Consider the following 25,481-nt stretch of genomic DNA (forward strand, 5'->3'; position numbering starts at 1 on the left):
GGTTGATGTCCTAAGAATAGGGGTTATCCCTAATATTGAAAGCCCCACCTCATGCGCTTTATGCATGGGCTGATTCCTCTAGACTGACCCGCGATGAAGCTGCAACTGCTCTCCGACCTGCACCTGGAGTCCCATCCGCGGTTCCAGGCCGAGCCCGCGCCCGGCGCCGACATGCTGGTGCTGGCGGGCGACATCGGCTCCTACCAGCAGGGCTCCCGCCTGACCGATACCGACTTCGGGCTGGGCCGCTTCTCGCCCCGCAATGGCTGGCCGGTGCCGGTGATGTACGTGCCGGGCAACCACGAATACGACAACGCCGATTTCGACCTGACCCACGAACGCCTGCGCTCGCTCTGCAAGGAACTCGACATCCTCTGGCTCGAGCGGGAAACAGCGGCCATCGACGGCATCCGCTTCATCGGCACCACCCTCTGGGCCGACTTCGACGCGCTGGTGACGCCCACCGACGGACTGGCGGACGCGCTCAAGAAGCGCGGCAAGGCCATGCGGGCCGCCGATTTCTATCTGGAAAAAGCCGCCACGGTGCGCCATGGCCAGCCCTTCATGGCCGGCACCATGCGTGAACAGGGCTTGGCATGCCAGGCCTGGCTCGAAGCGGCGCTGGCCGAGCCGTTCGACGGCACCACGGTGGCCATCACGCATTTCGCGCCCAGCCTGGCCAGTGCCGATCCGCGCTACGGCCTCACGCCGGGCACGGCCGGGTTCTGCAATTCGCTCGATGCGCTGCTGCCCCGCGCCCGGCTGTGGCTGCACGGCCACCTGCACTGCCCCTTCGACTACGTGAAGGACGGCTGCCGCGTGGTGGCCAACCCGCTCGGCTACAAGGGCAAGGGCGAGCAGGAAGGCTTTCGCCCGAACCTGCTGATCGAAGTGCCCTGACGCTAGAGCAGGTCTTCGCCCACGATCGGCAGCAGCAGCCAGTTCTTGAAGCGCAGCCAGAGAAATTCACCGGGCTCGTCCTCGTGGACGATGTCCCCGCCAGCGTCGTCGTATTCCAGCCATTGCACGCGGCGCCCGTTGGGTGCGAGCCGCAGCCGGTAGCCCAGGCTCACGCGCTGGCCGCTCAGGAGCTTTTCGTAGTCGGCCACCAGTTCGGGACTGTCGATGACGAGGCCCATCTCGGTGTTGACCGCGGCGGAGCGGCGATCGAGATTCATCGAGCCAATGAAAAAACGCTGGTCGTCGATCACCGCGATCTTGGCGTGCAGGCGGCTGATCGACTGGCCGAAGTCGCCGAAGTGCCCCGAGCGCCCGGTGAGCATCGGCGCAATCTCGTAGATGTTGACGCCGATCTTCAGCATGTCGGCCCGATAGCGCTCATAGCCCGCATAGGCCAGCGGCTCGTCGGTGGCGCCCAGCGAGTTGGTCACCACGGTGATCTTCCCGCCGCGCGCGATGGCCGCCTTCATCATGGCCATGCCGGGCGGGCCGGGAATGAAGTACGGCGAGGCGATCTTGACCTCGCGCTTGCCCGAATTGATGACGGCCAGCGCGCCCTCGTTCACGCTGCCCGCATAGGCGGCTTCGGGCGCGCGCGTGATCTTTGCGGGGTCGTCCACGTACAGCGTGAACGGCGCCCAGCGCAGATCGACCTTGCCGGTGGTGAGTTGCTCGCCCACCGGCGACTTGTCCATCACGTCGCGCTGGCGAATCGGCACGTCGGGCTGCGCCGTGCTGGCGACGGCATCGAAGCGCTTCTGCGCCTCTTCCACCGTCATGCGCAGCGGCGCGATGCGCTCGATGGGCCACGCATGCTCGCTGTTCCAGTAACGGTCGAAGCCTTCGGACATCTGGCGCACCACCGGCCCGCTGGAAAGCACGTCCATGTCGATGAAGTTGGCCGCCGTGCCGCGCATGAAGTATTCGTTGGCGATGTTGCGGCCGCCCGAGACGGCAAAGCTGTTGTCGGCCACCAGCAACTTGTTGTGCATGCGGTGGTTGATGCGGCCGAAATCCGCAATCGAGAGCAGCAAACGCAGCGCGAGCGAGTCGGCCCGCGAAGGCAGCGGATTGAACAGCCGCACTTCGACGTTCGGAAACGCCGAGAACGTGGCGAACAGCTCGTCCTCGCCGGCCGTGTAGAGGTCGTCCACGAGCAGGCGCACCCGCACGCCGCGCGCCGCCGCATCGCGCAGTTCGCGCAGCAGCAGCAGGCCGACGTCGTCCTTTTCGATCAGGTAGTACTGCACGTCGAGCGACTTCTCGGCGTGCCGTGCGAGCGAGATGCGAGCGTCGAAGGCAAAGGCCGCTTCAGGCAGCAACCGAAAGCCCGACCGCGATGCGGCTTCATCGGGCGGGCCCGGCCGCACCAACTGGCCGAGCGCGGTGCCGCCCACGTCGGTGATGGCCGCAGTCGGCGTGCGCGGTTGCGGCGGCGGCAGTCCCGCGCACCCCACCAGCCATGCCGAAGCCACGGCGGCCCACACCAGGGCCGCGAGCCTGCGGATCAGGGGAGAGGCTGCCATGGCCGCACTGTAGCCCGAAGCAGGCGCGGGCGTAGCCCTATGATCGCGCTCACAAAAAAGGGAAAGAACACGCGTGCTCAACGGCTTGTGGCTGGGTTTCTTCGGAATGGCGATGCTGGCCGCGCTCGGGCGCTGGCTCGTGGGCGGCGACCCGGCCGTCTTTGCGGCAATCGTCGAGAGCCTCTTTGCGATGGCGCGGCTCGCGGTCGAGGTGATGGTGCTGCTGTTCGGCACGCTCACGCTGTGGCTCGGCTTCCTGCGCATCGCCGAGGCAGCGGGGCTGGTCGGCTGGCTCGCGCGGCTGCTCGGTCCGCTCTTTCGGCGGCTGATGCCGGGCGTGCCGGCGGGGCATCCGGCGCTGGGCCTCATCACGATGAATTTCGCGGCCAATGCGCTCGGGCTCGACAACGCGGCCACGCCCATCGGCCTCAAGGCCATGCGCGAGCTGCAGCGCCTCAACCCCGACCCGGTCACGGCCACCAATGCGCAGATCCTGTTCCTGGTACTCAACGCCTCGTCGCTCACGCTGTTGCCGGTGACCATCTTCATGTACCGCGCGCAGCAGGGCGCGAGCGATCCGACGATGGTGTTTTTGCCGATCCTGCTCGCCACCAGCGCATCGACGCTGGTGGGCCTGCTCACGGTGGCCGTGGCTCAGCGCCTGCGGCTGTGGGATCCGGTGGTGCTGGCTTACCTGGTGCCGGGCGCGCTGCTGCTGGGCGGCTTTATGGCACTGCTAGGCACCTTGTCGGCGGCGGCGATTGCATCGCTCTCCTCGCTCATGGGCAACCTCGCGCTGTTCGGCGTGATCATCGTGTTCTTGCTGGCCGGTGCGATCCGGCGCATCAAGGTCTATGAATGCTTCATCGAGGGCGCGAAGGAAGGCTTCGACATCGCGAAGAACCTGCTGCCCTATCTCGTCGCCATGCTGTGCGCGGTGGGCGTGCTGCGTGCCTCGGGCGCGCTCGACTTCGTGCTCGGCGGGCTGCGCTGGCTGGTCGACACGGGCGGGTGGGATTCGCGTTTTGTCGACGCCATGCCGACCGCGCTGGTCAAGCCGTTCTCGGGCAGCGCGGCACGTGCCATGCTGATCGAAACCATGAAGACCCAGGGCGTGGACAGCTTCCCCGCGCTGGTGGCCGCCACCATCCAGGGCAGCACCGAAACCACCTTCTACGTGCTGGCCGTGTACTTCGGCGCAGTCGGCATCCAGCGTACGAGGCACGCGGTGTCTTGTGCACTGGCCGCCGAACTCGCGGGCGTGGTGGCGGCAATCGCGGTCTGCTACTGGTTCTTCGGCTGAGCGGTCCGCGCGCAAACCGCCGGTTTAAGCTCAGAGGCCTATGAAGAAAAGCTCCTCCGCCTCCAGGTCGCAAGCCGGATCGCGCACCGTTGCGGCGGCACCGGGCGCCGATGCGCCGGCGCCCGATGCGGAGGCCAAGCGCACCACCTACCACCACGGCAACCTGCGCGACGCGCTGGTGATGCGCGGCATCGAGATCCTCGATGCGCAGGGGCTGGCCGCGCTGAGCCTGCGCCAGGCGGCGCGCGATGTGGGCGTGTCGCAGACCGCGCCGCTGCACCACTTCGAGGGCAAGTCGGGCTACCTCGCGGCCATTGCCGCGCAGGGCTTTCGCATGATGTTCGAGCAGCGCATCCGCGCGCTGCGCAGCCTCAGCGATCCGCGCGAACGGCTGCTCAGCGTGATGCTCGCGCACCTGCAGTTCTCGATCGAGCGGCCCGCGCTGTTCCAGTTGATGTACGGCCCGGCCATTCCGCAGAAGCTGCAGTTCCCCGACCTGGAACAAGCCGCCACGCGCTCCTACGGCATCCTGGAGACCTGCGTGGGCGACTACCTGAGCCACCGCAACGTGCCGCTGGCCCGCGTGCGCCCCGCGGCGCTGGCTGCGTGGACCGCCTGCCACGGCCTGGCCACCGTGATGGTCGACCGCCAGAACGCCTGGGACATCGTCGGCAAGGACCCGATGAAGATCGGGCACGACGTTTTCTCGATCTTTATCGCGGGGCTGGACCACCAGCCCGCGGCAGCCTAGCCCGGCGCTACTTCGGCCAGAGCGCGGCTCGCTTCCGGAAGATCGAGCGCAAGCGCCGCGCGGGCTCCGGCCGATTGGCCGCGGTGTATCGCGAAGGCCTGCAAAGCCTGCATGGCTTCGGCCTCGCCCGGAAACACGGCGAAGCCACTGCGGGCGAAGGCCTCGCGCACGTGCGCATGCGGGCTGTAGACCGCCAGCGGCTTGCCCGCGCCGTCCACCACGGCGCGGCATTCGCGCACGAAACGCGGCAGGTCGTAGCTCGGTCCGCCGACGGCCAGCAGACCCAGCGTGGCGGCATCCACGGCCTTGTCCTGCAGCACCACCTGCATCACCGCGCCGAGCAATGCCGGTTCGGCCAGCAGCATCGCCGTCAGGTCGACCGGATTGCGGTTGAGCGAGAAATTGGGCAGCAGCTCGGCCAGGCGCTGCTCCGCGTCCGTCGACAGCGGCGCCAGCGGAAGCCCGCGGGCCTGCGCCTCGTCCGCCGCGAGCACGCAGGACGCACCGGAGTTGCTGACGAGCGCAAGCCGCGGCAACCCGCCTGCGCCGCCGGCACCGGGCGCCGGCCCGAGGTACAGCGGCACCGCGCCGACCAGTTCGACCAGGCCGCCCACGGTGCGGCAGCCGTGCGCCTCGAACAGGGCGTCGAGCCCGTCACCCGCCGCGCCGGACGAGCCCGTGTGCAGGTCGGCCGAACGCCGGCCATGTGCAGAACGCCCGGAGCGCACGGCCAGCACCGCCACGCCACGCTCGCGCGCCGTATCGAGCGCCGCGGCCATGCGTGCCGGATCGGGCACGTGTTCGACGTAGAGCAGCACCAGCCGCACGCCCTGCCGCCGCGCCAGCGCATCAACGAGGTCGGCGGTATCGACGTCGGTCTCATTGCCGGTGGCGGCCACGCAGCGCACGCCCCATCCGGCCTCTCGCAGCAGCGCATAGGCGGACACGCCGAAAGCGCCGCTTTGCGAAACGATCGCCACCGGACCATCGAGCGGCGCGTGGTCGCTATAGATCGATGCGAAGGAGAGCACCGCGCCGCTGTCGAAGCTGGCGACGCCGATGCTGTTCGGCCCCACCAGGCGGACACCGCCTGCACGCGCGATACCGGCCAGGCTTTCCTGCCGGACACGTCCCTCGGCGCCGACCTCCGCATAGCCCGAGGCAAACAGCAGTGCATGGCCGACACCCAGCCGCGCGCATTCGGCAAGCTGATGCTCGGCCTGCTCGGCGCCGATGCAGAGCACCACCGCATCGGGCACTTCCGGCAGCTGGGCGAGCGTCGCGTAGGCCTGCAGACCCTGCACCTCGCCGGCGCGCGGATGGACCGGATAGATGCGGCCGCCGAAGCCTTGCTCCAGCAGGTAGCGAATCGGCCGGCCGCCCACCTTGTGCGGGTTGTCGGATGCGCCGACCACCGCCACCGATCGAGGCGCAAGCAGCCGCTCGAGCGATGGCCGCACCGGCGCCGGTGCAGCCTGCGCCAGCGCCTTCAGTTGTGATTTGAGCAGCTTGCCGGTGGGGCTGGCGGGCAGTTGCGCCATCACATGCACTTCGGCCGGCACCTTGTAGGGCGCGAGGTGCTCGCGCAGAAAGGCGCAAAGCCGCGCGGTGTCGACGCTGCGGCCTTGCAGCGGCTCGACGAAGGCGACGATCTCCTCGTCGCCCGGCACGGTGCGCCCGACCACCGCGCACTGCGCGACCTCCGGAAAGGCGGCGATCGCCTTCTCGATCTCGGCCGGGTACACGTTGAAGCCGCCGCGGATGATCATCTCCTTGCTGCGGCCCACGATGGAGAGATCGCCTGCAGGGCTGAAGACGCCGATGTCGCCGGTGTGCAGCCAGCCTTCGGCATCGACCGCCTCGCGCGTCTGCACGGGGTCGCGAAAGTAGCCCTTCATCACGTTGGGACCGCGCACGAAGACCTCGCCGCGTTCGCCGTTACCCACCGGCCGCCCGGCCGCGTCAGCAAGCACCACCTCCACGCCTGGGATCGGCCAGCCAGCAGTCACGTCCACGGGCGGCGGATGGCCGAAGGTGCGGGTCGCCGCCGGTGCCGACTCGGTCAGGCCGTAGCCGTGGTGCAGCGGCAGGCCGAGCAGCGCCTCGGTCTGCGCCTTGCGCGTGGCGTCGACCAGCGAGCCGCCGATGTAGGCCATGCGCAGCCGGTTGGGGGTAAGCGGGCGGCCCTGCTGCTGCGCCCATTCATGCAGGCGCGTGTACATTGCCGGCACGCCCTGGAACACCGTAACCTGGCCGCTGTTGATCGCCTCGGCCAGCAGCCCGGCCGAAAAGCGGCCCACCAGGCGCAGCGTGGCGCCGGCACGCAGCCCGCACAGCAGCGCCGAAATCAGCCCGAAGGAATGCGAGATCGGCAGCGCATGAAAGATGACGTCGTCCGGCAGCAGCACTTGCTGCGCCATTGAGGCGCGGGTGACGAAATCGAGGTTGCCATGGGTCAGCATCACGCCCTTGGGTAGGCCGGTGCTGCCCGAGGTGTAGATCATCAGTGCGACGTCATCGGCCGCAACCTCGGCTGCCGTGCCAAGTCCTTCGCAGCGCTGCAAGCGTCCGCCCGGCGCGCAGGCAAGCACGCCGGCGGCGCCCCGCCGGTCGGCATGGGCCATCGCCTCGCCGGAGGCGCCGGCCGCGAAGTACACCAGCCTCGGCTCGCAGTGCGCGCAGATCGCATCGATCTCGCCGCCCGACATGCGGGCATTGAGCGGCACCGCCCAGCCGCCGGCGCGGATCGCACCGAGCAGCAGCACCACCATGTCCTCGCTGTTCTCGCCGACCAGCACCATGCGCTGGCCCGGCGCGAGGCCGGCCTCGGCAAGCGCGGCTGCCGCCTCGCCGATGCGCGCGGCGAGTTCCGCATACGAGAGCGCGCGGCCGCCCTCCAGCACCAGCGCGGGGTGGTCGCCGCGGCCTGCTGCGATCACTTCGTCGACGATCTGATCGATCCTCATGAATGGCCTCTGGCCGCGGCGTCCGGCCCGTCCGGTTCCGAAGCCGCTGCACGCAATGCCCGGTCGCGCGCGTCCTGCCCGCGGATCGCCTCGCGCATGCCGCGCCAGGCTTCGTCGTCCAGATCGGCCAGCTCGGTGAACGACGCGCCGTTCTGCCGATGCCCCGCGCCGTCGATGGCGATGGTCTCGCCCGTGATCCATTCGACGCCGTCGGCCATCAGGAACACCGCCAGGTTCTGCAGCTCGGGCATGCGGCCCAGCCGGTTCATCGGATTGCGCACCGCGCCGTCTTCCCAGGCGGCCTTGGGGCTGAGCCGGCTGTTCGCGCCTTCGGTCGGAAAGATTCCGGGTGCGATGGCGTTCAGCCGGATGCCGTAGCGGCCCCACTCTATGGCGAGCGACTTGGTCATCACGTCTACACCGGCCTTGCTCATGGCCGAGGGCACCACGAACGGCGCGCCGGTGCGCACCCAGGTCACGACGATGGAGATCACCGAGCCCTTGTGGCCGGTGGCGATCCAGCGCCGCCCGACGTGATGCGTGACGTAGTAGGTGCCGTGCAGCACGATGTTGGCGACCGCGTCGAAGCCGCGCGGCGACACGTCCTGCGTGCGGCTGACGAAGTTGCCGGCTGCGTTGTTGACCAGCCCGTCGAGCGGACCGTGCTCGGCCCAGATGCGCTCGATCATGGCGTCGACCGCGTCGGCATGGCGGATGTCCACCGCATGCGCGCGCACCACGCCGCCGTGGCGTTCGGTCAGCTCGGCGGCGGTGGCGTCGAGCATCGGCTGGCGGCGGCCGCAGATGTGGACCTCGGCGCCCAGTTGCAGGTAGCGCTCGGCGATCTCGCGGCCAAGGCCGGAGCCGCCACCGGTCACGAGGATGCGCTTGCCGCGCAGCAGGTTGGCTTCGAACATGCAATGGCTTCCAGTGAGGCTGCGAGACTTACTCGAGGACGATGTTCTTGGCGCGGATCAGCGGCGCCCAGCGGTCCCGCTCGCGGCCGATGTAGGCGTTGAACTCGGCCGGCGTCAGCGCCGGCGGCACCACCAGGCCGAGCGCCTCGAACTGATCGCGGAAGCTGCGATCGGCCACCGCCTGCGCCACCGAGGCGTTCAGCCGGCTCACCACGTCGGGCGGCGCGTTGCGCGGCAGCATGAGGCCGAACCAGGTGGTGACCTCGTAGTCGGGGTAGCCGCTTTCCGCGACTGTCGGCACATCGGGCAGGGCCGGCAGCCGTTCGCGGGTGGTGACCGCGAGCGGGCGCAGCTTGCCGCCGCGCACCAGGCCCATGGCGCTGCCGGTGGAATCGGCAAAGAACTGGATGTCGCCGGCCATCAATGCCGCCTGGGCCGGCGCGCTGCCGTTGTAGGGCACATGCACCAGCGAGACGCCGGTGGCGTTTTGCAGCAGCTCGACGGCCAGGTGCAGCGAACTGCCGGTGCCGGTGGATGCGTAGTTGAGCTTGCCCGGGTTCGCCTTGGCGTCGGCGACGAAGTCGCGCAGCGTGCGATGCGGCGAGCTGTTGCCCACCAACATCACGACCGGCGTGACCGCGATGCGGGCCACCGGCAGCAGCTCCTTCTCGGGGTTGTACGACAGCTTGGGATAGAGCAGCGGGTTGAGCACCGCGGTGGCGCCGGTGGCAAAGAGCACCGTGTAGCCGTCTGGCTCGGCCGAGGCCACGAGGCGCGCGCCCAGTGCGGTGTTGGCGCCGGGCTTGTTGTCCACGATCACGGGTTGGCCGAGCTCCTTGCGCATGCGCTCGGCCAGCGTCCGCGCCAGCACGTCGCTGATGCCCCCCGCCGTATAGGGAACGACCAGCCGGATGGGCCGGTCCGGGTAGGCGCCGGCGGCCGAAGCCGCAGCGCCGAAGAGCGCCAGCGCGGCGAGCGGCGCCCACCGAAGCAGACGCCGAGAGAGTTGTCGTCCGAGCATGTCGTCTCCTGTTTCTGGATCGCTCCCGTCGATCGCGGGGCGCGTTTTAATCTTATCAGTGTCAAGTTAAGAAAGAAATACGAGAGCTTTCCCTATACTTATCAGGTTGTATCGGCGGAGACCTTGCGACAATTAATCTAATCACCAGCAAGATAAGACAGGGCGCGCGAAGGGAGGACGGCGGCCATTGCGGCCTTGGGCCAGAATAGAGCGGCGTCATTCTGCGCACCCTCTCTTGGCTTTTCTCGTGAACGCTCCCGCCCAGGCGCAACCGCCTTCCTTCTCGACCGAAGAATTCCGCAGCGCGCTCGGCATGTTCGCCACCGGTGTGACCATCGTCACCGCGCGCTCGGCCGAGGGCGTGCTGGTCGGCCTCACGGCCAATTCATTCAACTCGGTGTCGCTCGAGCCACCGCTGGTGCTGTGGAGCCTGGCGCGCGCGGCCGCCTCGATGGCGGCGCTCAGCACCGGCTCGCACTACGCCATCAACATCCTTGCGGCCAACCAGAAGCAGCTGGCCGAACGCTTCGCCACCAAGAACATCGACCGCTGGGCCGACGTTGCCTTTACCGAAGGCTTGGGCGGCGCGCCTGTGCTGGCCGGTGCGGCAGCCAGCTTCGAGTGCTTCAACCGCAGCCGCTACGACGAAGGCGACCACGTGATCTTCGTCGGCGAGGTGGAGCGCTGCACGCACAACGCAGGCGCCTCACCGCTGCTGTTCCACGGCGGACGCTTCTACACGGAACATCCCTTGTGAGCCGCTTGGCCGCACTCGCGTCCGCCGTGATGCTGGCTGCACAACGACGACAGACACGCGACGAATGATCCAGCGCAAGACCCACCTCGACTCCCTCGCCATTGGCCTGCTGATCGCATGCTGCGCCTTCTGGGGTCTGCAGCAGATTCTCATCAAGACGACCGTGGCCGAAGTGCCGCCGCTCTGGCAAGCAACGATCCGCATGGTGGGCGCCGTGGCGCTGCTGTGGCTCTGGTGCGTGTCACGCCGCGTGCCACTCTTCGAGCGCGACGGCACGCTGCCGGGCGGCTTGCTGGTGGGGCTGCTGTTCGCGGGCGAGTTCGCCTGCATCTACCTGGGCCTGCAGTACACCTCGGCCTCGCGGCTCACGGTGTTCCTGTACACAGCGCCGTTCTGGGTCTCGCTCCTGCTGCCGCGCTGGGTGCCTTCCGAGCGACTGCGAGGCTTGCAGTGGCTGGGCCTCACCATCGCCTTTGCGGCCGTGATATTCGCGTTCAGCGAAGGCTTCGCGCAATCGGGCTCGAGCCAGCTGATCGGCGACGCGATGGGGCTCGCGGGTGGCATGCTTTGGGGCGTGACCACGCTGGCGCTGCGCACCACGCGCCTGGCCACCGCGAGCGCCGAGAAGTCCTTGTTCTATCAAGTAGGCGTGACCGCCGCCGTGTGCCCCGTGCTGTCGTTGATGCTGGGCGAAACATGGAGCTTTTCGTATTCGGCCTGGGCGTGGACGTCGATCGGCTTGCAGACCGTGGTCGGCGCCTTCGCGAGCTATCTCACCTGGATGTGGCTGCTGCGGCACTATCCCGCCACGCAGATGTCGTCGTTCAGTTTCCTGACGCCGCTGTTCGCGCTGGTGTTCGGCGTGGTGCTGCTGGGCGAACCGCTCACGCTGCAGCTCATGCTCGCGCTGGCGGGCGTGGCGATCGGCATCGTGATGGTCAACCGGCGGAGGGCACGGCCATGAAAGACGCGGACTTCCAACCGGTGCTCGACGACATCGTCGGCACCCTGCGGCCGCTGCTGGGCCAGGCCGGCACGGTGGCCAGCTACATCCCCGCGCTGGCCTGCATCGATCCGCGCCAGCTCGGCATTGCGCTGCGCACCTGCGACGGCACCGAAGCTTTTGCCGGCGACGCCGAAACCCCGTTCTCCATCCAGAGCGTGTCGAAGCTCTTCACGCTGACGCTCGCCATGCAGCGCATGGGCGAGGCACTGTGGGAGCGCATCGGCCGCGAGCCATCGGGCAATCCCTTCAACTCGCTGGTGCAGCTGGAGAACGAACACGGCAAGCCGCGCAACCCGTTCATCAATGCGGGTGCCATCGCCGTGGCCGACCGCCTGGTGAGCCAGGCACTGCAGGCGGGCGGCAGCGCGAAGGCCGACATTCTTGCGTTGATGGACAGCCTGTGCGGCGAGCCGATCTCGTTCGACGACGAAGTGGCACGCTCCGAAGCCGCAACCGGCTTCCGCAACATCGCGCTCGCCAATTTCATGAAGAGCTTCGGCAAGGTCGACAACGACGTGGCCGTGGTGCTCGACACCTACTTTCACCAGTGCGCGTTGCGGATGAGCTGCCGCCAGCTCGCGCGCGCGGCAGCCTTTCTGTGCCGCGACGGTGCGCATCCGATCGACGGCCAGGCCGAAGTGACCGGCGAGCGGCAGACGCGCCGCATCAACGCGCTGATGCTCACCTGCGGAACCTACGATGCCGCGGGCGACGTGGCGTTTTCGATCGGCCTGCCCTGCAAGAGCGGCGTGGGCGGCGGCATCGTGGCCGTGGTGCCCGACCGGCTCACGCTGTGCGTGTGGTCGCCGGCGCTCGACGCGACGGGCAACTCGCTGCTCGGCATGAAGGCGCTCGAACTCTTCGTGGCGCGCACTGGGTTGTCGGTCTTCTAAGTGGCCGCCTCGCAAGCGCAGGCGAAAATGGCCCGCGCACGAACACAAGCATCCGAATGACCGAAGCCACAGACTCCACCGACTCCGACACCCTGCCCCTGCAGGAACCCCGCCTCTGGCGCGACGGCCAATGGACCGCTCGCGTGATCAAGAACGAGGAAGACGACGGCTGGGCCGTCGAGATGACCCGTCACGGCGACCCCGAGCCGGCGCTGATCGGCCCCTGGACGATGGGCCGCGACAAGAAGAACCCGAAGCCACTCGACGGCCCTGCGTTTTCCACGCTGGTGAAGACCGCCGCCGAAGTGATTCGCCGCCATGAGCAGCAGCTGCACGCCACGCTCAACAAGAGCGTGACCGTCACCGCGAAGGGCGACCAGCGCGTGCGCGTGTCGCTTGCCATCGTGCCCGACGAGGACAGCCCCTCTGCCACGCTCACCGCGCATGACGATGCCGACGACACCGAGCTTGCCAGCGTCAACGTCTCGCCCGCCTTCAGGCTCACGAGCTCCAGCGCAACCGCCTGGATCGAATCCGATTACGCACGGCCCCGCTGAACGCGCCCCGCAATCAGCGAAATGACGTATGGGCAGCCCGCACCGGGCTGAGAACAATCGGCTCCGACGACACGAATCCACTGCCGCACCAGAGACAAGCCCGAATCGGTTGAACACCGGCTCGGGCTTTTTTGTTTCTCTCTTTCTCAACTACCCTCCAGGAGCAGCGTCATGAGACATGGTGATATTTCGAGCAGCAACGATGGTGTGGGCGTCGCGGTCGTCAACTACAAGATGCCGCGCCTGCACACCAAGGCCGAGGTGCTGGACAACGCACGCAAGATCGGCGAGATGCTGGTTGGCATGAAGAAGGGCCTGCCGGGCATGGACCTCGTGATCTTTCCCGAATATTCCACGCACGGCATCATGTACGACGCCAAGGAGATGTACGACACGGCCGCCACCGTGCCGGGCGAGGAGACCGCGATCTTTGCCGACGCCTGCCGCCGCGCCAACGTGTGGGGGGTGTTCTCGCTGACCGGCGAGCGCCACGAGTCGCATCCGGACAAGGCGCCCTACAACACGCTGATCCTCATGAACAACCAGGGCGAAATCGTCCAGAAGTACCGCAAGATCATGCCGTGGACCCCGATCGAAGGCTGGTACCCGGGCGACCGCACCTATGTGAGCGACGGCCCCAAGGGCATGAAGATCAGCCTCATCATCTGCGACGACGGCAACTACCCCGAGATCTGGCGCGACTGCGCGATGCGCGGCGCCGAACTCATCATCCGTTGCCAGGGCTACATGTACCCGGCCAAGGAGCAGCAGATCCTGGTGTCGAAGGCCATGGCCTTCATGAACAACACCTACGTGGCGGTGGCCAACGCGGCGGGCTTCGACGGCGTGTATTCGTACTTCGGGCACTCGGCCCTCATCGGCTTCGACGGCCGCACGCTGGGCGAATGCGGCGAGGAGGAAATGGGCATCAACTACGCGGAGATGTCCCTCAGCCTGATTCGCGATGCGCGCAAGAACGGCCAGTCGCAGAACCATCTCTTCAAGCTGCTGCACCGCGGCTACACCGGCGTCATCAACTCGGGCGACGGCGACCGCGGCTTGGCGGACTGCCCCTACGACTTCTACACTCAGTGGATCAACGACCCTAAGGGCACGCGCGAGAAGGTGGAGTCGATCACGCGCAGCACCATCGGCACGGCCGAATGCCCGATCGAGGGCCTTCCGAACGGAACCCCGCAAGACTGAGGTCAGAGCTGACGGAAAGCCGTCAGCACTTGCAGCACGCTTTGCGTGGCGCCATCGAGAAGGGCCCGCTGGCGGTGCGCGATGCCCAGGCGTCGCGTGAGCCTGGGCGTGATCGGCAGGATCTGCATGCGCTCGTTCAGCGCCGCGTCGGTGGTCTGCTGCAGCGGCAGCAGCGCCGCGCCGTAACCGGCCGCCACCAGGCTGCGGATGGCCGCGTCGTAGTTGAGTTCGATGCGCGCACGCGGCGCGAAGCCGGCCGCCGCGAACCACTCCATCGAGAGCCGATACATGTGGGTGGTGGCGTCGTTGAAGATCAGCGGCTGCGCCGCGAGCCATGCCGGCGTGACGCGCTTGGGCGCCTTCCAGCGCTGCGGCACGAAGGCCATCATGGCCTGGTCGCGCCATGGCGTGACAGCAATGTCGCGCAGCGGCGGCTGCGGCATGGCGACCAGGCCGATGTCGAGCGTGCCGGCGGCCAGCCGCGCCATGGCTTCGTACGAGCCGAGGATGCTCACCTCCACGTCGATGCCCGAATGCCGGACGCCCAGCGCTTCGAGCACTTGCGGCAGCAGGTCGACCACCACGCCGGTGGAAGTGCCGAGGCGCACGCGGCCGGTGCGGCCTTCGGCCTGGCGCTTGACCGCCTCGACGGCATCGTCGGTGTCGCGCAGCAGCTTGCGCCCGCGCTCGACCAGCGCGGCGCCGGCCGCCGTGGGCGTGACGCGGCGGTTGCCCCGCACCACAAGCGGCGCGCCCAGTCGCGATTCGAGTTCGCTGATGTGCAAGCTCACGGTCGGCTGCGCCAGATGCAGCGCCTTGGCTGCGGCCGAGAAGGTGCCCAGGTCCGCAATGGCAATGAGCGTGCGCAGCTGGTCGAGGTTGAGTTGTCGCATCAGGAAAGCTGATTGAAGGTGTCAGGAATCTCAACTTCCACAATAGCATGCATCGCCGCAAGATGAGCGCTCCCCCACAAGGAGCCCATCGTGACAGCGCCGACGCACTCGCCCTTTCATCAACGCCTGATGCATGCCCTGCGCAGCTGGCGCCGCCGCGTCGCGGAGCGCAGCCGCAGCCGCACGGACACGCAGAATCTGGCCGGCATGAGCGACCACGAGTTGCGCGACCTCGGCATCGGGCGCAGCCAGGTGCAGTCCCTGGTGAACCGCGACAGGTTCTGAAGAAAGCACCCGCGCTTGGCCGCTCCGGAATTTGAGGTTCAATCCGTGTCGTGCCAAAGCCTGCTGCCCCCTCCCCCCTTTTCATCGAGCTCACTTCGCCGCAATCGGTCAACGGCCGGCGCGCGGCGTTCCAGTCGCTCTGGCTGCTCGCGCGCATGAAGCACGCGCACGATGCCGAAGGCGGCCTCGTGCGGCTGGCCGACCTGCGCGGCGAAGTGTCCGACGCAAGCACGCTGCGCATGGTCGTGAGCCGCGCGTTTCGCGACTTCAAGGCCTGGAACATCGAGGTCGGCTGGGGTGAGGACACGCAGCGCGAGCCGCGCTTTCTCAACGCCGAGCGGCGCAGCCAGGGCCCCTTCTGGCTGCCGGCGGCCGAGGTGAAGCGCGTGCGCATGCTGGTGAGTGGCCGCGCGGCCACGGCGGCCGAGGTCGCTTCTTTCCTGGGGCTGCGCTCTCGCCGGGCGCGTGCGACGACAGCGCCCGGCTCGCCGAAGCCACCTGACGCGGTGCACCTGCAGGACGCGGCCTTCTGGAAGCAGCTGGTCGCCTCGCAGCAGGCGGCGCGGCAAGGCAGGCTGATGGCGCCTGTGGCGGGTGGCGGCGCGACCGGGTTGCCAGCCAGTGCACTCGAGTCGATCCGCCTCGCCGGCACATTGGCCGCGACCGACTTTCAGCGCGCGCTGGTCACGCTCAACGAGGCCATGCTGTGGCGCCGCCTCGGCGACAACGAGCAGGCGCGCCGGCGGCTGCAGGCTTTGAAGAAGCAACGCCTCGCCCATCACGTGGCGGGCAACGACTACCTCGGCGCGATGGAATGCATCGTCTCGGCCTGGTGCGCCTACACCGCACGCGACCTGCCGCTCGCGCAGTCGCTCCTTGCCGGCATGGCCGACCATGCCGCGCGCGGACTGGTGCTGCGGCACCACCCCGACGTGCGCTTCGAATGGTGCAACCTCTGGGCCCTGGTGTGCCGCTCGCGCGCATTGGCGCTCGCCGCCGACGACAGGCCCGCAGCAGCCTCGCTCGCCGAAGAATCGCTGCAGCGCTTCGGCGAAGCCTTGGCCGCGGCCTTCGAATCGCACTCCTTCGATGCGGCCCAGCACGTGGCCGCAAACATGGGCATGGCTGCGTGGCTGTTCGACCGCGTGGGCCTCTCGGACCTGCCGGCTCTCGCGCACGACGGACACGCCGACACCATGCGCCGCGCCGTTCAATGGATCGCCTTCAGCGAATGGCTCTGCGGCCACACCGACGGCCAGGGCCGCTCGGCCTGGAATGCGATCTACCTGATGCGCATCGCGCGCGGCCACTGCCGGCCCGAGAAGCAACCCACGCTCGTGCAGTTCCGCGCGCAGAAACCGCTGGACCCGACCGCCATCTCCAAGCTCGCCGGTCCGCTCGCCGATGCCTTCGACGCCGAGCACTGGCCGGCGCGCTGGGTCGAAGTGGCGCAGGCGCGGCTGGCCGACCACCAGGCAGGCCGCCGACGCTACCCCGGCCTGCAGCATTGCAGCCTGCTGTTCGAGCACGCCTGGTATGCGGCCCATGCGGGCGACCTGAAGGCGGCAGAGCAGTCGCTGGATTCGCTGCGCGAGGCATTGCCGCAGCTGGTGCCGAGCGACCGCGCTTATTTCACCGAATCGTGGAACGACACCTTGCCGGCCGAGCTGGTGCTCGAAACGAAGCCGCCGCGGCGGCCGGCGGCGCGCAAGAAGGCCTCGCTTCCAAACAGCTGATCAGCGCGCTGCCGGCGCCCCGGTCGACTTGCGCACCACCAGTTCGGGCCGCAACACCACGGTCGATGCCGACATCGCGTGACCGTCGATCTCTTCGAACAGCATCTCGGCCGCGCGCCAGCCGAGTTCGCGGTGCGGCAGGCGGATGGTGGTGAGCGGCGGATCGACCATGTCGACCAGCGGCATGTCGTTGTGGCCGGTGATGGAGATGTCCTTCGGCACGCGCAGGCCGGCCTGGCGCAGCGCGTCGTAGGCGCCAAGCGCCACCAGGTCGTTGCAGCACACCACCGCTTGGGGCGCGGCGCCGGCTTCGAGCATCTGCTGCATCGCCACCGCGCCGGCCTCGCGGCTGTAGCTCGCGCACTCGACAACGCGGAACGGTTTCATGCGGTGGTCGCGCAGCGCCTGCTCCACGCCCAAACGACGGCCCACGCCAGTGGGAATGTTCTGCGGGCCCGCGAGATGCGCGATGCGCTTGTGGCCCAGGCCCACGAGATGGTCGACCGCGAGCTTCATCGCAAGCCGGTCGTCGCTCACCACGGCGGGCAGGCGGCCGGTTTCGTCGGCGCGGTTGACCAGCACCGCGGTCATGCCGGCCTTGGTGACGAAATCGACCAGCGGATCGTCGCGCGTGGCCGTGGCCAGGATCACGCCATCGACGCGCTGGGCCAGCATGCGCTCGAGCACGGGCCGCGCGAGCGCAGGGTCGACCACGTTGGTGACGAACACGAAGTAGCCGCGCGCCGCCGCACTGGCCTCGATGCCCTGCAGGATGGGCGGGAACACCGCGTTCGTGATGTCGGGCACCAGCACGCCGATGGTGTGGGTGCGGCCGGTGCGCAAGGCCGAGGCCGCGCGGTTGGGCCGATAGCCCAGGCGCTGCGCCGCCTCTTCGACCACGCGCAGCACCTCGTCGCTGATCAATGAGCGCTTGTCCGGGCTGAGCGCGCGCGAGACGGTCGACACATGCACGCCGGCGGCGCGGGCAACGTCGCGGATGGTGACGGGAGAAGAAGGCGGGCTGGTGCTCATGGGCTGATTGATGCAAACGATTGTCGGCAAGGGAGGCACTGAGAACCGGCCGCTTGCCATTCCCAGCCTTCCGAACAGGGTCATTTTACTTTTCCGCATTTTGGACTAATATCATGCAAACGATTGCAGAAACCACGCATGAACATCGCCACCTCTCCCGACTCGGTGCTGGGCTTCGCGCTCGAAGCCATGGCACGCACACCCGACCCGCGGCTGCGCACCGTGATGGATGCGCTCACGCGCCACTTGCATGCCTTCGTCCAGGAGGTGAAGCTGACGGAGGAAGAGTTCGAGCAGGCGCTCGAATTCATCGTCGCCATCGGCCAGGCCACGGGCGAAAAAAAGAACGAGGTGGTGCTGGCGGCCGACATCCTCGGCGTGTCCACGGTGGTGGCGCTGCAGAACAACCAGGACCCGCATGGCGAATCGCCGGCCGCGCTGCTCGGGCCCTTCTGGCGCGCCAATTCGCCGGCCTGCGCGCAGGGCGACAACATCGCGCGCTCGGGCACGCCGGGCGTTCCGCTCGCGGTATCGGGCACGGTGCGCAACACGCGAGGCGAACCGGTCGCGGGTGCCATGGTCGACGTCTGGCAGGCCTCGCCCATCGGCCTCTATGAAAACCAGGACCCGGCGCAGGAAGACATGAACCTGCGCGGGCGCTTCACGACCGATTCCGAAGGGCATTTTCATTTCCGCAGCGTGCGGCCAGCCGGCTACCCGGTGCCGACCGACGGGCCGTGCGGCGTGCTGCTGCGCGCGCAGCAACGCCACCCCAACCGGCCGGCGCACCTGCACTTCATGGTGAGCAAGCCGGGCCACAAGGTGCTGGTCACCCAGGTATTCGCCGATGACGACGAGAACCTGGAGAGCGATCCGACCTTCGGCGTGACGCGCCGGCTGATCGGCCGCTTCGCGCTGGCACCCGATGGCCAGGCCGCCACGCTGCAGTACGACTTCCAGCTCGAGCCCGGCGAGATGAAGTTCCCTCGTCCGCCGATCCCCTGATTCCACAACTCCTCTTCACCCCATGAGCTTCGACCCTGTTTCCAGACTCGACGGCAAGGTTGCCGTGATCACCGGCGGCCTCGGCGCCATCGGTTATGCGACGGCCATGCGGCTGGCCGCGCTCGGCGCTACCTGCGTGCTGCTGCACCGCAAGGGCGACGAAGCGGCTGCGCGCGCGGCCGCCCTGCCCTCCGCGCAAGGACAACGCCACAGTGCGATCCGCGCAGACATCGTCGATACACCGAGCCTGCAAGCCGCAGCCGCAGAGGTAAAAGCCACTCATGGCCGCTGCGACATCCTGGTCAACAGCGCGGGGCACACGCAGCCCGTGCCGGCCGTGGACCTCGACGCGCTGACCGACGAGCTCATCGACGACATCGTGCGCGCCAACTTCCGCGGCGTGTTCGCCACCATCCGCGCCTTCGCACCGATGCTCAAGGCCAGTGGCGACGGGCTCGTGGTCAACATCTCGTCCATCGCCGGCTTCACGGGCGTGGGCAGTAACCTCGCCTACGTCGCGGCCAAGGCCGGGCTGGACGTGGTCGGCGACGCGCTGGCCAAGGCGCTGGCGCCGGCGGTGCGTGTGGTGTCGGTGTCGCCGGGCGCGGTCGAGTCGGGTTTCGTGCCCGGCCGTGGCGCGGAGTTCGCCAGCAAGATGGCCAGCACCACGCCGCTCGGGCGCATCGGCAAGCCCGACGACGTGGCGGCCACCGTGGAAGCGCTCGCGACCACGATGCGCTTCGTGACCGGCACGCGCATCGTGGTCGACGGAGGGCGCCACCTGTGAGCACCAAAACTCTCATCACCTGCGCCGTCACCGGCAACCTCGTGAAGCCCGAGCAGGCGCCGCACCTGCCAATCACGCCGGTGCAGATCGCCGACGAATGCCTGGCCGCCGCGGAAGCCGGCGCGGCGCAGGTGCACATCCACGTGCGCCATCCCGAAACCGGAAAGCCGTCGATGGAGGTCGAGCTCTACCGCGAGGTGGTCGACCGCATCCGCCGCAAAAACCGCGAGCTGATCATCAACCTTACGACCGGACCCGGCGGGCGCTACATACCGAGCGAGGACGATCCGAAGATCGCCGCGCCCGGCACCACGCTGCTGCCACCAGAGAAGCGCGTGGAGCACATCGCGCTCATCAGGCCCGACGTGTGCTCGCTCGATCTCAACACCATGAACTCGGGTCCCGACGTGGTGATGAACACGCCGAAGAACGTGCGCCGCATGGCAAAAGTGATTCGCGAGGCGGGCGTGAAGCCCGAGTTGGAAATCTTCGACTCCGGCGACATCAACCTCGCGCTCGACCTGATTGCCGACGGCACGCTCGAGGGGCCCGCGATGTGGACCTTCGTGCTCGGCGTGAAGTACGGCTTTGCGCCCACGCCCGAGACGCTGCTCTATGCGCGCAACATGCTGCCGCGCGGTGCCTTCTGGAGTGCCTTCGGCATCGGTCGCATGGAGTTTCCGATCGTCGCGCAAGCCTGGCTACTGGGCGGCCACGTACGCGTGGGCATGGAAGACAACATCTATCTCGAGAAAGGCGTGCTCGCCACAAGCAATGCACAACTCGTGGCGAAGGCGCGCGACATCCTGCTGAGCCTGGGCGGCGAGATTGCCAACCCGCGCGAGGCGCGCGCGATGCTGGGCTTGCCTGGTGTGGGGAGCTAGGAGATGACGTCTTGTTCTGTTCTTGAGGTGAGCTGTTCAGGGCGCGCTCCCGCCGACGGGGTACCTTGCTCCGCGAATGTCCCCCGGCCTGCGGCCTCCTCCTTTATTTCGCTGCGCAAGGCACCCCGCCAGCGGGAGCGTCATTCAGCAGGGCGCCGGGTGCTCCCCGCAGCGAAATAAAGGAGGAGCCGAAGGCGGGGGACATTCGCGGAGGGGAGTACCCGGTGGCCTTTGCACGCGCCCTGAACGAACGACACCGGAACACAAGCGATCCGCAACACAACACGCGGTCGAACACTGAGATGAGCCTCGCCCCAATGCACACCCCAAACACCTCCCGCGCACTGCGCGTAAACGAAAAAGCCGTCAACCTCGACGCGCTGCAACTCGAAGCCGCATCGCAGCCTGAACCCACGGCGCCCCCCGGCCATGCCGTAGTGCAAGTCGCCGCCGCCGCAGTGAACCCGAGCGACGTGAAAGCCACCCTGGGCATCATGCCGCAGGCCGTGTGGCCGCGCACCCCGGGGCGCGACTTCGCGGGCACCGTGGTGAGCGGTCCCTCCGAATGGATCGGCCGCGAGGTCTACGGCTCGGGCGGCGACATCGGCATCACGCGCGACGGTTCGCATGCACGCTTTCTCGTGCTGCCCGAAGCCGCATTGCGCGCCAAGCCGCAAGGCATTTCGATGGACGAAGCCGGCTCGGTGGGCGTGCCCTTCGTTACCGCCTACGAAGGCTTCCGGCGCAGCGGCATGCCGCAGGCCGGGCAGACCGTGCTGGTGCTCGGCGCCAACGGCAAGGTCGGCCAGGCCGCCGTGCAGCTGGCCTCGCAGGCCGGTGCGCGAGTGATCGCGGTGCAGCGCCGCGCCAGACCCTTTGAAGGGTTTGCAAGCGGGCCTGTCGATGTGATCGATGCGCGCCAGCATGCCGACGTGGGCGCGCAGGTGCGTGAACTCACCGACGGGCGCGGCGCGAACATCGTCTACAACACCGTGGGCAGCGCCTACTTCGAGGCCGCCAACAAGGCGATGGCCAAGGGCGCGACGCAGATCTTCATCGCCACGCACGAACGTGCCGTGCCCTTCGACATCTTCGCGTTCTACCGCGGCATGCACACCTTCGTGGGCATCGACTCGCTCGCGATGGACTGCGTGGCCTCCACCGCGCAGCTCGACGCGATGCGCGAAGGCTTCGAGCGCGGCACGCTCAAACCCTTTCCGGTCGCGCGGCACTTCACGCTCGACGAAGCCATGGACGCCTACCGGCTCGTGCTTTCTGGCAGCACCGACCGCGTTGTGCTGCGCCCCTGAATACAGAGAGGAACACCGCCATGCACGTGACCCGTTTCAGCGAAGCGCCGCACTACGAAGCGCCCAACCATTTCGACATGCGCTGCCTGCGCCTGCAGGGCAAGGAGGCCGGGCCCTCGACGCAGATGTGGATGGGCATGAGCCAGATCCTGCCCGGGGGCCACACGGGCCTGGATGGTTCGCCGATGGAAAAACTTTATCTCGTGCTCGAAGGCCAGCTCCACGTGGTCGGCGAACTCGACGGCGCGCATGAGGAAGAAGTGCTCGGCCCCTACGACAGCTGCCGATTCGCGCCCGGCGAAAAGCGGCAGCTGGAAAACCGCGGCAACCGGCCGGTGCTGGTGGCGCTGGTGATGCCGAACGCACCGCCGGCTGCATAGCGCCCTCCTCTTTCCCAGTCATTCATCGCTCACCCAAACAAATCAACGGAGACAAGACGCATGAAGAAGACATTCAACCTGAGCCGCCGGCAGGCGCTCACGATGGCCGCCGCACTCGCGGCATGCGCGTTCGGCGGCGCCCACGCGCAGGGCGCATGGCCGGGCACACAACCCATCAAGCTGGTCGTGCCCTTCACCGCGGGCAGCGGTACCGACATCGTCGCGCGGCTGGTGGCCGAGAAGCTCGGGCCCGTGCTGGGCACCAGCGTGGTGGTCGACAACAAGCCCGGTGCGGGCGGCACGCTCGGCGCGGCCATCACGGCCAAGGCGCCCGCCGACGGCTACACGCTGCTGGTGCATTCGGCGGGGCACCTCGTGAATCCGTGGATCTACAAGGGTTTGTCGTACGACACCATCAAGGACTTCACAGGCATCACGCCGATGGCGAGCTTGCCCAACGTGCTGGTTACTGCGCCTTCGCACTTCGCGAACGTGCAAGACCTTGTCGCCAAGGCGAAGGCCAAGCCGGGTAGCCTCAACTATGGCTCCGCGGGCAACGGCTCGGCCACGCACATGAACGCCGAAGTGTTCCGCCTCGCGGGCGGGGTCGATGCGCAGCACGTGCCCTTCCGCGGCACGCCCGAGGCCATGACCGAGGTGATGGCCGGGCGCGTCGACTGGTTCTTCGCACCGATGGTGTCGGCCCTGCCGCTCATCAAGGCCGGCAAGCTGCAGGCGCTGGCGGTCGGCACGGCCAAGCGTTCGCCCGCGCTGCCCGAGGCACCCACCACGGTGGAAGCCGGTGTGCCGGGCTCCGAGTATTTGTTCTGGGTCGGGCTCTTCGCCCCCGGGAAGACGCCGCAACCGGTGGTGGACCGCCTGCAGGCCGAGGTCGCGAAGATCATGGCCTCGCCCGAGCTGAAGGAGCGACTCGACAAGCTCGGCGCGGAGCCCTTCACCATGCCCTCGGCGCAGTTCAACAAGTTCATCGCCGACGAAACGGCCAAGGCGCAGCAGGTGGTCAAGGCAGCCAGCATCAAGGTGGATTGAGCATGCTGCGCACCTTTTTGGCGATGGCTGCGGCCACCGCGTTGCTGCTGCCGATCGGCACGCAGGCACAGCCGGCCGATCTCATCGTCACCAACGCGAAGATCGCGACGCTCGACGCCGCCTCGACCACCGCGCAGGCACTGGCCGTGCGCGAAGGCCGCATCGTGGCCGTCGGCGGTGCCGGCGAGATGCGCGCGTTCTCGGGACCGAACACCCGCATGGTCGATGCCGGCGGGCGTACCGTGATTCCGGGGCTCATCGACTCCCACATGCACGCGGTGCGCGCAGCGCTGAGCTACTCGACCGAGGTCAACTGGATCGGCGCCGGCAGCATCGCCGAAGCCATGGCGCGCATCCGCACCGCGGCCTCGCGTGCGCGGCCCGGCGGCTGGCTCATCGTCGCGGGCGGCTGGACCGAGCAGCAGTTTGCCGAGCGCCGCCGTCCCACCATGGCCGAGCTGCAAGAGGCCGCGCCGGAGCATCCGGTGTACGTGCAGCTCTTCTACGAAGCGGTGGTGATGACGCCGAAGGCGCTCGAAGCACTCGGGGTTCCCGCGAGCACGCTGCCGGCCGGCATGAAGCCCGCGGCCGATGGCGCACCGGGCTGGATGACGGGGGACATCATCGGCATCTCGGCCCTGTTCGACAAGCTGCCCAAGCCGACCTACGCCGACAACGTGGCCGGCACACGCGCCTTCTTCAGCGAGCTGAACCGCCTCGGCATCACCGGCCTGGTGGACCCGGGCGGCTTCAGCATTGCGCCTTCTCACTATGCGGCGCTGTTCGAGCTGTGGCGCGAAAAGGCGCTGACGCTGCGCGTGGCCTACAGCGTGTTCGCGCAGAAGCCCGGCGCCGAGCTGCAGGAGTTTCGCGAGCTGACGCAGATGCTGCCGATGGGCTTTGGCGACGACATGCTGAAGTTCAACGGCCTTGGCGAACGCGTGACGCTCGCGATGTACAACAACAATTTTCCCGACGGGGCGGCGAAGGAGAAGTTTTACGAACTGATCAAGTGGGCGGCGATGCGCAAGCTGGCCGTCACCATCCACTGGCAGGAGAACGGATCGGTCGATCATCTGCTCGGGCTGTACGAAAAGCTCAATGCCGAGGTGCCGATCAAGGACCTGCGCTGGTCGATCGCCCACCTCGACGACGCCTCGCCCAAAACCCTGGCGCGCATGAAGGCGCTGGGCATCGGCTGGACGATGCAGGACGCGATGTACTTCCAGGGCGACCGTGCACTCTCGGTGCGCGGCGAGGCGGCGCGCCGCATGCCACCGATCGGCAGCGCATTGCGCGCGGGCGTGAACGTGGGCGCCGGCACCGATGCGCACCGTGTGGCGTCGTACAACCCCTTTGTCGCGCTGCAATGGATGCTCGACGGCAAGACCGTGAGCGGCAAGCCCATGCGAGGCCCCGACGAAACACCGACGCGCGAACAGGCGCTGCGGCTCTACACGGCGGGCAGCGCATGGTTCAGCTTCGACGAGGCGAAGCGCGGCACGCTGGAGGTCGGCAAGCTCGCGGACTTCGCGATCCTCGACCAGGACTTCTTCGCGGTGCCGGTGGAGCGCATCGGCAAGACGGTGTCGCTGATGACGGTGATGGGCGGGCGAGTCGTCTATGCCGCGCGGCCTTTCGATGCAGCGGGCACCTCGGTCGCGGTGGCGCCATAGGGTTGAGCGAGCGCCCGCTGTACGCGCTCTCGCAGCACCGGCAACACATCGCTTTCGAACCACGGATGGTGCTTGAACCAGCCGGTGTTGCGCGGCGACGGATGCGGCAGCGGAATGAAGCGGGGCGCGTACTCTGCAAAGGCCTCGACGGTTTCGGTCACGTTGCCCTTACGCGCCGTGCCCAGGAAATGGCGCTGCGCGTACTGGCCGATCAGCAGCGTCAGCTCGATGTTCTTCAGCTGCGCGAGCAGGCGCTCATGCCACAGCTCGGCGCATTCCCTGCGCGGCGGCAGATCGCCGCTGCTGCCTCGGCCCGGGTAGCAATAGCCCATCGGCATGATCGCGACCTGCGTGGCGTCGTAGAACACCTCGCGCTCGATGCCGAGCCAGCGGCGCAACTGCTCGCCGCTCTTGTCGTCCCACGGCACGCCGGTGGCGTGCACCGTCATGCTGGGCGCCTGGCCGACGATCAGCAGACGCGCGCTGGCGCTGGCCTGCAGCACTGGCCGCGGGCCGAGCGGCAGGTGCGCGGCGCAGGCTTGGCAGTTGCGGATTTCCGCGAGGAGCGCGTCCATGACGC

Annotated in this window: 24 protein-coding genes; 17 read left to right on the forward strand and 7 right to left on the reverse strand. The window is 68.1% G+C overall.

What is annotated here, in order from left to right; translation table 11 throughout:
* The first annotated feature begins 93 nt into the window (after nt 1-93).
* A complete protein-coding gene (locus tag ASC78_RS23120) occupies nt 94-900 on the forward strand; it encodes a metallophosphoesterase (protein WP_055806936.1) in 807 nt (268 codons plus the stop codon).
* A gap of 2 nt (nt 901-902) precedes the next feature.
* Here ASC78_RS23120 and ASC78_RS23125 read toward each other — a convergent pair whose 3' ends face one another.
* Nucleotides 903-2,486, reverse strand: coding sequence for a phospholipase D family protein (locus tag ASC78_RS23125; RefSeq protein WP_055806939.1), 1,584 nt, complete (start codon nt 2,484-2,486; stop codon nt 903-905).
* A gap of 73 nt (nt 2,487-2,559) precedes the next feature.
* Between ASC78_RS23125 and ASC78_RS23130 the strand changes: the two genes are divergently transcribed.
* Together ASC78_RS23130 and ASC78_RS23135 are read left to right on the forward strand one after the other, a co-directional pair.
* Nucleotides 2,560-3,789 (forward strand): nucleoside recognition domain-containing protein, encoded by a 1,230-nt coding sequence (locus ASC78_RS23130; RefSeq protein ID WP_055806942.1) that lies wholly within the window; start codon nt 2,560-2,562, stop codon nt 3,787-3,789.
* A gap of 40 nt (nt 3,790-3,829) precedes the next feature.
* Entirely contained in the window at nt 3,830-4,540 is a 711-nt protein-coding gene (locus ASC78_RS23135) for a TetR/AcrR family transcriptional regulator (protein ID WP_055806945.1), read from the forward strand.
* On the opposite strand, the gene ASC78_RS23140 is transcribed toward ASC78_RS23135, so the two are convergent.
* From ASC78_RS23140 to ASC78_RS23150, 3 genes are read right to left on the reverse strand one after another with little or no spacing between them, the layout of a single operon-like run.
* Complete coding sequence (locus tag ASC78_RS23140; protein WP_055806948.1) at nt 4,537-7,506, reverse strand: AMP-binding protein; 2,970 nt, start codon at nt 7,504-7,506, stop codon at nt 4,537-4,539. The two genes, ASC78_RS23135 and ASC78_RS23140, sit on opposite strands and share 4 nt — an antisense overlap.
* Nucleotides 7,503-8,423 carry an SDR family oxidoreductase gene (locus ASC78_RS23145; RefSeq protein WP_055806951.1) on the reverse strand — a complete coding sequence of 307 codons (921 nt, stop codon included), beginning with the start codon at nt 8,421-8,423 and terminating at the stop codon, nt 7,503-7,505. Before ASC78_RS23145 ends, ASC78_RS23140 begins: the two co-directional genes overlap by 4 nt.
* Nucleotides 8,424-8,451: 28 nt before the next feature.
* Nucleotides 8,452-9,444 (reverse strand): Bug family tripartite tricarboxylate transporter substrate binding protein, encoded by a 993-nt coding sequence (locus tag ASC78_RS23150; RefSeq protein ID WP_082517638.1) that lies wholly within the window; start codon nt 9,442-9,444, stop codon nt 8,452-8,454.
* A 313-nt stretch (nt 9,445-9,757) separates the two neighbouring features.
* On the opposite strand from ASC78_RS23150, the gene ASC78_RS23155 reads away from it, so the two are divergent.
* The 5 genes from ASC78_RS23155 (at nt 9,758) to ASC78_RS23175 (ending at nt 13,863) form a co-directional block, all read left to right on the forward strand.
* Nucleotides 9,758-10,201, forward strand: coding sequence for a flavin reductase family protein (locus tag ASC78_RS23155; protein ID WP_254787564.1), 444 nt, complete (start codon nt 9,758-9,760; stop codon nt 10,199-10,201).
* 64 nt (nt 10,202-10,265) lie between these two features.
* Complete coding sequence (locus ASC78_RS23160; RefSeq protein ID WP_055806954.1) at nt 10,266-11,165, forward strand: DMT family transporter; 900 nt, start codon at nt 10,266-10,268, stop codon at nt 11,163-11,165.
* The gene (locus ASC78_RS23165) at nt 11,162-12,100 is read left to right on the forward strand and encodes a glutaminase (RefSeq protein WP_055806956.1); all 939 of its coding nucleotides are present in this window, start codon (nt 11,162-11,164) and stop codon (nt 12,098-12,100) included. The genes ASC78_RS23160 and ASC78_RS23165 overlap by 4 nt, the downstream gene beginning before the upstream one ends.
* A 56-nt stretch (nt 12,101-12,156) precedes the next feature.
* Complete coding sequence (locus ASC78_RS23170) at nt 12,157-12,657, forward strand: hypothetical protein (protein ID WP_055806959.1); 501 nt, start codon at nt 12,157-12,159, stop codon at nt 12,655-12,657.
* 171 nt (nt 12,658-12,828) lie between these two features.
* Complete coding sequence (locus tag ASC78_RS23175; RefSeq protein WP_055806961.1) at nt 12,829-13,863, forward strand: aliphatic amidase; 1,035 nt, start codon at nt 12,829-12,831, stop codon at nt 13,861-13,863.
* Nucleotides 13,864-13,865: 2 nt separating this feature from the next.
* Here ASC78_RS23175 and ASC78_RS23180 read toward each other — a convergent pair whose 3' ends face one another.
* Entirely contained in the window at nt 13,866-14,756 is an 891-nt protein-coding gene (locus ASC78_RS23180) for a LysR family transcriptional regulator (protein WP_055806965.1), read from the reverse strand.
* A gap of 90 nt (nt 14,757-14,846) precedes the next feature.
* Between ASC78_RS23180 and ASC78_RS23185 the strand changes: the two genes are divergently transcribed.
* Both ASC78_RS23185 and ASC78_RS23190 read left to right on the forward strand, forming a co-directional pair.
* Complete coding sequence (locus ASC78_RS23185; protein ID WP_055806968.1) at nt 14,847-15,041, forward strand: DUF1127 domain-containing protein; 195 nt, start codon at nt 14,847-14,849, stop codon at nt 15,039-15,041.
* A 50-nt stretch (nt 15,042-15,091) separates the two neighbouring features.
* The gene (locus tag ASC78_RS23190) at nt 15,092-16,777 is read left to right on the forward strand and encodes a hypothetical protein (RefSeq protein ID WP_055806971.1); all 1,686 of its coding nucleotides are present in this window, start codon (nt 15,092-15,094) and stop codon (nt 16,775-16,777) included.
* Here the strand turns inward: ASC78_RS23190 and ASC78_RS23195 are convergent, their stop codons facing one another.
* Nucleotides 16,778-17,809, reverse strand: coding sequence for a LacI family DNA-binding transcriptional regulator (locus tag ASC78_RS23195; protein ID WP_055806974.1), 1,032 nt, complete (start codon nt 17,807-17,809; stop codon nt 16,778-16,780). It lies immediately after the preceding gene.
* A 138-nt stretch (nt 17,810-17,947) separates the two neighbouring features.
* On the opposite strand from ASC78_RS23195, the gene ASC78_RS23200 reads away from it, so the two are divergent.
* From ASC78_RS23200 to ASC78_RS23230, 7 genes are all read left to right on the forward strand, one after another.
* Nucleotides 17,948-18,814 carry a dioxygenase family protein gene (locus ASC78_RS23200; protein ID WP_055806978.1) on the forward strand — a complete coding sequence of 289 codons (867 nt, stop codon included), beginning with the start codon at nt 17,948-17,950 and terminating at the stop codon, nt 18,812-18,814.
* A gap of 22 nt (nt 18,815-18,836) precedes the next feature.
* Nucleotides 18,837-19,601, forward strand: coding sequence for an SDR family NAD(P)-dependent oxidoreductase (locus tag ASC78_RS23205; RefSeq protein WP_055806980.1), 765 nt, complete (start codon nt 18,837-18,839; stop codon nt 19,599-19,601).
* Nucleotides 19,598-20,485: a 3-keto-5-aminohexanoate cleavage protein gene (locus ASC78_RS23210; protein WP_055806982.1), complete on the forward strand. Its 888-nt coding sequence runs from the start codon at nt 19,598-19,600 to the stop codon at nt 20,483-20,485. Before ASC78_RS23205 ends, ASC78_RS23210 begins: the two co-directional genes overlap by 4 nt.
* A gap of 317 nt (nt 20,486-20,802) precedes the next feature.
* Complete coding sequence (locus ASC78_RS23215) at nt 20,803-21,795, forward strand: quinone oxidoreductase family protein (RefSeq protein WP_055807854.1); 993 nt, start codon at nt 20,803-20,805, stop codon at nt 21,793-21,795.
* 20 nt (nt 21,796-21,815) lie between these two features.
* Complete coding sequence (locus tag ASC78_RS23220; protein WP_055806985.1) at nt 21,816-22,175, forward strand: cupin domain-containing protein; 360 nt, start codon at nt 21,816-21,818, stop codon at nt 22,173-22,175.
* A 60-nt stretch (nt 22,176-22,235) separates the two neighbouring features.
* A complete protein-coding gene (locus tag ASC78_RS23225; RefSeq protein ID WP_055806987.1) occupies nt 22,236-23,225 on the forward strand; it encodes a tripartite tricarboxylate transporter substrate binding protein in 990 nt (329 codons plus the stop codon).
* 2 nt (nt 23,226-23,227) lie between these two features.
* The gene (locus tag ASC78_RS23230; RefSeq protein ID WP_055806990.1) at nt 23,228-24,901 is read left to right on the forward strand and encodes an amidohydrolase; all 1,674 of its coding nucleotides are present in this window, start codon (nt 23,228-23,230) and stop codon (nt 24,899-24,901) included.
* Here ASC78_RS23230 and ASC78_RS23235 read toward each other — a convergent pair.
* Nucleotides 24,847-25,476, reverse strand: coding sequence for a uracil-DNA glycosylase family protein (locus ASC78_RS23235; protein WP_055806992.1), 630 nt, complete (start codon nt 25,474-25,476; stop codon nt 24,847-24,849). The two genes, ASC78_RS23230 and ASC78_RS23235, sit on opposite strands and share 55 nt — an antisense overlap.
* Nucleotides 25,477-25,481: the final 5 nt, after the last annotated feature.

Source organism: Variovorax sp. Root318D1 (genome assembly GCF_001424835.1).
Lineage (GTDB): Bacteria > Pseudomonadota > Gammaproteobacteria > Burkholderiales > Burkholderiaceae_C > Variovorax.